Annotated in this window: 7 protein-coding genes; 2 read left to right on the top strand and 5 right to left on the bottom strand. The window is 46.4% G+C overall.

All coding sequences use genetic code 11. The features are described from left to right. The first annotated feature begins 128 nt into the window (after positions 1–128). Both BCT81_RS12015 and BCT81_RS12020 read left to right on the top strand, forming a co-directional pair. The gene (locus tag BCT81_RS12015) at positions 129–413 is read left to right on the top strand and encodes a GNAT family N-acetyltransferase (protein WP_102424527.1); all 285 of its coding nucleotides are present in this window, start codon (positions 129–131) and stop codon (positions 411–413) included. An 11-nt stretch (positions 414–424) separates the two neighbouring features. Then, positions 425–1543, top strand: a complete 1119-nt coding sequence (locus BCT81_RS12020) for a phosphotransferase (protein WP_102424528.1) — start codon at positions 425–427, stop codon at positions 1541–1543. 73 nt (positions 1544–1616) lie between these two features. Here BCT81_RS12020 and dsbD read toward each other — a convergent pair whose 3' ends face one another. The 5 genes from dsbD to BCT81_RS12045 all read right to left on the bottom strand — a co-directional run bounded on the left by dsbD (position 1617) and on the right by BCT81_RS12045 (position 6657). Continuing rightward, on the bottom strand, positions 1617–3413 hold the full coding sequence (gene dsbD, locus BCT81_RS12025; protein ID WP_102424529.1) for a protein-disulfide reductase DsbD: 1797 nt from the start codon (positions 3411–3413) through the stop codon (positions 1617–1619). Beyond that, complete coding sequence (locus BCT81_RS12030; protein ID WP_102424531.1) at positions 3410–4387, bottom strand: FAD:protein FMN transferase; 978 nt, start codon at positions 4385–4387, stop codon at positions 3410–3412. The genes dsbD and BCT81_RS12030 overlap by 4 nt, the downstream gene beginning before the upstream one ends. After that, a complete protein-coding gene (locus tag BCT81_RS12035) occupies positions 4377–5603 on the bottom strand; it encodes a DUF3570 domain-containing protein (protein ID WP_102424532.1) in 1227 nt (408 codons plus the stop codon). The genes BCT81_RS12030 and BCT81_RS12035 overlap by 11 nt, the downstream gene beginning before the upstream one ends. An 89-nt stretch (positions 5604–5692) precedes the next feature. Then, positions 5693–6193, bottom strand: coding sequence for a DUF4266 domain-containing protein (locus tag BCT81_RS12040; protein ID WP_102424534.1), 501 nt, complete (start codon positions 6191–6193; stop codon positions 5693–5695). Next, on the bottom strand, positions 6193–6657 hold the full coding sequence (locus tag BCT81_RS12045) for a TlpA disulfide reductase family protein (RefSeq protein ID WP_102424535.1): 465 nt from the start codon (positions 6655–6657) through the stop codon (positions 6193–6195). Before BCT81_RS12045 ends, BCT81_RS12040 begins: the two co-directional genes overlap by 1 nt. Positions 6658–6686: the final 29 nt, after the last annotated feature.

The raw sequence follows: 6686 nt of genomic DNA on the forward strand, positions 1-6686 counted from the left end.
CTATAATAATATTTTCTTTGTTTGTAAGTACTTAGTTTTATTTATATGCACTTGCGTTAGTCTATTACAAGGAATTCATACTTCAAACTTTAATTGTTTGTCGTATCCATTATTTGCAGGAGTTGAGAATGCAGGCAGTTAAATGGTATCAAGATGCGAACCAGATCACGGTTGAGTTGGAACCAGATCAATTTGCGGTTGTTAAGTATAAAAAGGATGGCGATGTACTGCATATCACCTCAACTCGAATCCCTGATGAACTGCAAGGCAAGGGTTTTGGTAAGGTGATGATGGAATCGGTACTCCCTGAAATTGAGCGTGCGGGTTACACAATTGTCCCGGTATGCAGTTATGTTGTTCATTACATGAATAGACAGACACAATGGTCACACCTTTTAGCCGATAAAGCGTAGCAACGAGTTATATGTCTCAATCAATACCTTCAAAACAGTCTGTTGAATCCGATGTTAATCCCAGTCAGCAACCTCCTGAGCTATATCAAAAAATAGCCACGTCACTCGGTTGCCATCAAGGGTTCGATATTCACGTGATTCAACGCTTGTGGGGCGGGTATGGCGAGTTAGTACGCTTAGTCTTCACAGATAGTAGTGATGCTGGATTCAACAGCGTTATCGTTAAACATGTCGCGTTGCCCGATAAAAGTGAACACCCGAAAGGATGGAACACTAAGCTGTCTCATCAGCGTAAAGTGCATTCCTATCAAGTAGAGACAGCGTGGTATCAATCGTTCACTCAACAATGGGATGAGCGCTGCCCCGTGCCTGTGGGTTTGCAATGTGAATTAGCAGACAACGAATGGCTTATCGTGATGCAAGACTTAGCCGATAGCGGTTTCCCATTAACCTCTCAGTTTGATGTACTGGCCGCTTTTGATGAATCAACCTCAGGCGAGCAGCATCATGCTTATACGCCTGTTGAGGTTAAACAGCGAAATGCTTGCTTAAAATGGTTGGCTAACTTTCACGCAAAGCACATCAATGTTGATCAAGGGCAGTCGGCATCATTGTGGCCTGTCGGTACTTATTGGCATTTAGACACTCGTCCTGATGAGCTAAGTGCCTTAGCGGACTTACCTTTGAAACAACAAGCGCAACGTATCGATTGTTTATTGAAAGAGTGCCCGTATCCAACCTTAGTACACGGCGATTCTAAGCTCGCGAACTTCTGTTTTGAGCCTGAAAGTGAAAACGCGGCTGCAGTCGATTTTCAATACGTTGGCCACGGTTGTGCAATGAAAGACGTTGCCTTGTTCATGAGCAGCGCGATTAGGCCTCGAGATTGCCAAGAGTATGAAAATGAGGTGTTAGATACTTATTTCCAACACTTAAAAGAGGCGCTTGTACACTATCAGCCTCAGCTCTCATTTGAAGACGTCGAACGCGCATGGCGACCAATGTTTTATGTTGCGGGGGCTGATTTCCAACGCTTCGTAAAAGGTTGGAGTCCTGAGCATTGGAAGATTAACCCTTACACTGAGCAGTTGACCCAAACGGTCATCCAACAGTTAGAGAGAGCTGAGTAACAGGCTTATCATCAATGGATCAAACAAAAACGCCCAATCATTGATTGGGCGTTTTGGGTTATTGAGTGACAGTCTAATTTGTTTGGCTGTCTGGTTCCGTTGTGCGGGCAGCTACAAGCTGATTGGCAAGTTTGAGCTTGCTGTTAAAGCCAGCCTTGTCAATATCCCCCATGACTCGCGCCGGTTCTAACTCTCCGTTAGCGGGTGAGTAAAAGAAAATAGCGGGTGGGCCAAACACATTCTTATTGTTGAGCCATGCCATTTGTTCTGGCGAGCTTTCTGTCACATCCAGTTTTATGGTCTGCCACTCTTTGAGTTTTTGGCTGATTTGTTGATCGTTAAACACGTTGGTCTCAATCACTTTACAAGAGACACACCAGTCAGCATAAAGGTCCACTAGCACCTTTTGATCAGCATTGGCTGCAGCTTGTAATTGCTGCTCTAAGTGAGTGACTGAATCGGTTTTCTCAAAAGACGTGATGGCCATAGGTTGTGTGGACTCTCGGTTCGCAAGCGGGTTGAGAGGATCGGAATTTCCTAGGAAATAACCCACAAACAGAATCAAGCCATAGCTCAGTGGCAATAGGGCAGAAAACTTACGAGTACGTGCCCAGCCCGGTTGTGCCGCTTCTAACGCGCCGAAGTGCACACCCGTACCAATAGCAAGGAGTGCCCACAAAATCATAATGATTGATGGGGCAACGAAGCGGCTTAACAAGACGATAGCCACCGCGAGTAGCAGTACGCCAAATACTTGCTTAACCGATACCATCCACGCGCCACTTTTTAACAGTAAGCGTCCGCCACTAGCACCGATCGCGATAAGCGGAACACCCATGCCTAGAGCCATGACAAACAGGGTAGCACCACCAAACATCCAGTCTTGAGTGGTGGATACATAAAGCAATGCGCCAGCTAGTGGCGCACTAACACAAGGTGAAACCACTAGTGCAGATATCGCGCCCATCGCGAATACGCTAGCAATTTTACCGCCGCCCAACTTGTCTGAACCACTGTTGAGTTTCTGCTGTAGTGCGGCTGGCAGTTGAAGTTCATAGAAACCGAACATAGCTAACGCCAATAAAACGAACACGGCGGCAAAAATGCTGAGCAACCAAGGTTGTTGCATGGCTGCTTGTAAATTGATGCCTTTTGCTAATGTGGTAACCAGAATGCCCGTCATAGCATAACTGGTCGCCATACCCAGAACGTACGAGCTAGAAAGCGCTGCACCTTTCTTGCCTGTCATCGCTTTTTCACCACCTATGATGCTGGCTAAGATAGGAATCATAGGCAGCACGCACGGCGTGAGAGATAGGCCTAAGCCAAGCAAGAAGAAGACAAGCAGTGCCTGCAACTTACCTGCTTGAGAGAGAAACGATGACAAGGCATTGGTATCGTCACTGATCTTACCTAGCGTTTGAACCAAAGAGTTTGATGGCTTCTCAGAAGCGACGTCTGCCAATGCCTTGAGCGTAGGTAAATCCAACTCTAGTTTTTGTGGCAGGTAACAAAGCCCTTTGTCTGCACAGCCCTGATAGCGGACGGTGAGCTTGCCACTTCCGGTGTAAGGCACGATAACGGTAAGTGGATCGTGAAATACCACTACATTGCCAAAGTTAGGGTCTTGTTTTTCTTCACCTGGCAGAGAGTATTGAGGAGCTAGTGTCGATAATGAGGACTCTTCTTTAAACGAGAATCGAGATTGGTACAGGTAGTAGCCCGGGTGTGTATCAAAGCGGATAACCGCGCCTTGGCCTGTGGCTTCCCATGTAACAGGGAAGGCTTCTTCAACCGGAAGAAACTCGCTGTCTTGAGCATGCAAAAAGCTGCTAAACAATATAATTAACGTGAGTAGGTAGTTTTTCATGAATGCAAAAACTCCGTGCTTTGGTGAATGTGTAATTGATCGTCGATGTAAATAACGGCGCTCTCTTCCGGTACTGAAATGTTCGGGTTGAGCGTCAAGGAAGTGCTAAGTACACCAGCTTCCAAAGTGGAAGAAGCTATTGCCGTAACAGACAGAATCTTCTTTTCTACGTCTTGTTTCGACAAAATATGAGACGTGGTTTTATCGCCGAACTGCATCTGACGTTCACTGTGGGCTGATGTGGTCAGCGCCGCGTCGGTAATCGGAACAGCAAAAAAAGGTGTCTTGTTGTCTCTTGGATCCAGAACTGCAATATTGAATGGCGAACCATCTGGCTTTGTACCCAATGCATAGATATCGCCGCCAAAATTCACCAACATTGAACTTGCACCAAGTCGCTTGCCTATCTTTACCGCTTGGTCGACCGCGTACTCTTTGATGACGCCACCAAAATCGAAGCGAGTGCGTGGGTCAGGGATGTGTAGCCTTGTCCTTTTTCGATCGATAGCCCTTTGTCGTTCGACTGTTCCTTGTAGAGGGACCGTTTCTTCTAGAACAATTGCCTCTTTTAGCTCCCATGCCTGCTTGCCTAGCGCGGAAGAGAGGGCTTGAAAGGCATGGCTGTGTGACATCTTCGGCTTCTGCTGTAAAAGATGTTTGATGCTGCCAACAGTGGTATCAAACGTGTCGAATGTTAGTTGGCTTAATCGGTCGAGATGCTCAAAAACTTCCGCAGACTCTGAATCGAGTTCAACTTCATTGGCTGTACGCTGATTAACATGTCGTGTTAGCCATGAATCATCGCTGTAGAAGTTATATTTGTCTTCTAAGCGGTGTGTGTTCTGCTCTATCTCATCAGCGATGTCTTTTGCGCACGCCTTTGGGAAGTGGGTCAAATCAAGCGATAAGATTTGCACTTCGCAAGGTACTGTCATGGCATGAAAGCGATGGACAAAGGGCAGCTTAGAATTCATACGTTGCTCCAACCGCCCACCACTGCGCTTCAAACCCGTTGCTCTGTTCGTAGTAAGCCGCAAGCGCATTTAAGCGCACGGTTTTATGGACCTTAACGCTCGCGCCAAGCTCATAAGCATTCGCGGTGAAGTTACCTAGGCGAAGGTCAGAGGTCGCGTAACCTGTCGAGGCAAAAGAAGGGTCAGCGCTGCTAGGGTCGCGATAGAAATCTGCTGCATCTTGCGTATACCAGAAATAACCGGGTGCTAAGGTTAGCCACTCACTGACACGCCAAGATAATTTGCCGCCTATTTGATGAGACATTACCCCCCAGTCATCCATGAACCATTTGTAACGTGGTCGGATTTTGATGCTATCGGACAGCGAGTAGAAGGTTTGGATGTTGATGCCGCCAGACAGTCGGGTATCTGGTCTAGAGTCTTGCCCCAAGAACACTTCGTCATCATCGATTTTGCCATCGTCGTTAATGTCGACTTCGCGAAGCACCGTTAAATAGTGGTTGCTCAAGTAACCGCTACGGTAGCCTGCATAAGCGGTAAAAATGCTGTACAGATTTGGTGTAAAAGTTTGAGATAAACCTGCTTCTAAGCTACCTGTGAAAATGTCTTCCCAGCTCTGGCTGTTAGAAGAGCCTAAAACGTATTTGCCAAATGCCTGAGTTTGGTCGAAAAGAGCAGAGCCCCCTAAGCTGTACGAACGGTTTTTAGCGCTATCGGCATAAATCAAACCTTTACCATTGATACCAATGCTCTCGTAGTCTTCTTCTTGAGATATATTGCCACCAAAGGTCCATTCATTACGCAGTCTGTCACGGTAGGTGGCACTCAAGCTGAGTGCTTTTCTTGTGTCTTCTAAGCCGACTTTCTGGACCTCATAACTGTCTCGGTGAGGATCGTAACCCGCACGGATGACCTCGTTAGTTTTGTCTTGAGCTTGCTGGGTTTTCAGGGCGCGATTTATTTTGTCGGCATCCGAAGCTGGAGGCGTCGTAGGGCCCCATGCTGGAGAAGCACCTGAAACACTGTCGTAGCTTATTTCTGCGTTTAGGGTCCAATCTAAGCCGATACTTTTTTCAATCGAAACCATGGTGTCCTTAGCTGAAACTCTGTCGTCATACTCTTCATAGTTCAGGTAATGCACAGAGACATGATCTTCAGCTAATGCCACATTAGCCACTGCCGCTGCACTTAGCAGCGTAATTGGTAGTTTTTTCATTTTGTTCTTATTTTGTTTTTGAAGTACTGAATATTTTTTTATTGATTGAGTGTTTTATGTCGATTGAGTTTTTTGGGGCGATTTAATGGTTAGTTACAGCCGCAGCCGCCACCGCCAACACCGCTGCCACCCACAGAGCCTTGTTTGTAGGCAAAGACTTTTTCAGAGAACACATCGAATTCCGGTACTGGACCGCCCGGTTTCATCTCTTTTTGAGCTAGCGTTCCTTTCTCCCAAGGCTTTACCGGCTCAATGCCAAGAAATTCATCGACAAACGCTAACGCTGAAGGCTTGTTAGTCTCTTCTGGCTCTTTTTTTTTGATAACCAGCTGTTTTGCCTTTGGTGTAATCATGTCGATGTTGCGTCTTGTTGCGCTTTTGGGAGTTTGGTTTGAGTGCGTGCCGCCACTGGAGTAAACCGTGCTGGAGATGATCTCTTCTTCTACGATGGGACCATCGCTATTAGTGCTGTTCTTACTGGTTTGCTGTTTAACGGGCTTTTTTCCTAAACCACTAAGGTCGAGTTCAAGAGCCGCGTTCGCGGTCATTGGAATAGCGAGCAATCCAACAAGGGTGGCTTTCATCAACATCACAGCTGCACTCCCATTTTCACTAGGTCATCAGTAATGACGTCGCCAATGTGGTTGATTGCGCCAAATCGAATCTTGATAACCTTGCCTTGGTAGATGTAATAAAGTGCAGGCATACCGATAGGTTTAAACTCAGCGATCAATGCTTGTTCTGGATCGTTCACTACTGGGAATTCCAATCCGAGCTGCTTTTGAAACTCAAGGCCAACTTCAACATCCTCATCGACATCAACACCTTTGAACGTCACGCCGGTGCCTTTAAGTTCTTTGTAGAGTTGGTTTACTTCTGGAAGCTCTTCTCGGCAAGAAACGCACCATTCAGCAAAGAAGTCGACAATGGTGAGCTCCTCGTTGTTGAGTTGCAGTTTCTTGATAATGTCTTGCGATAAAGCATCGCCTTCTTGATAAGCCATTGCAGGCAAAGAAAGGCACAGCGCCAATAACGCTAGGGCTCGTGTAAACATGTTTTTCTCCATATTGTTTTTAATTTATC

Origin of the sequence: Vibrio sp. 10N.261.52.A1 (assembly GCF_002876325.1) — a bacterium.
Taxonomy (GTDB): Bacteria; Pseudomonadota; Gammaproteobacteria; order Enterobacterales; family Vibrionaceae; genus Vibrio; species Vibrio chagasii.

Excerpts from the sequence above, each read along its gene's own strand:
- dsbD (WP_102424529.1), bottom strand. The coding sequence starts at position 3,413 with ATGAAAAACTACCTACTCACGTTAATTATATTGTTTAGCAGCTTTTTG.
- BCT81_RS12045 (WP_102424535.1), bottom strand. The coding sequence starts at position 6,657 with ATGTTTACACGAGCCCTAGCGTTATTGGCGCTGTGCCTTTCTTTGCCT.
- BCT81_RS12015 (WP_102424527.1), top strand. The coding sequence starts at position 129 with ATGCAGGCAGTTAAATGGTATCAAGATGCGAACCAGATCACGGTTGAG.
- BCT81_RS12030 (WP_102424531.1), bottom strand. The coding sequence starts at position 4,387 with ATGAATTCTAAGCTGCCCTTTGTCCATCGCTTTCATGCCATGACAGTA.
- BCT81_RS12040 (WP_102424534.1), bottom strand. The coding sequence starts at position 6,193 with ATGTTGATGAAAGCCACCCTTGTTGGATTGCTCGCTATTCCAATGACC.
- BCT81_RS12035 (WP_102424532.1), bottom strand. The coding sequence starts at position 5,603 with ATGAAAAAACTACCAATTACGCTGCTAAGTGCAGCGGCAGTGGCTAAT.
- BCT81_RS12020 (WP_102424528.1), top strand. The coding sequence starts at position 425 with ATGTCTCAATCAATACCTTCAAAACAGTCTGTTGAATCCGATGTTAAT.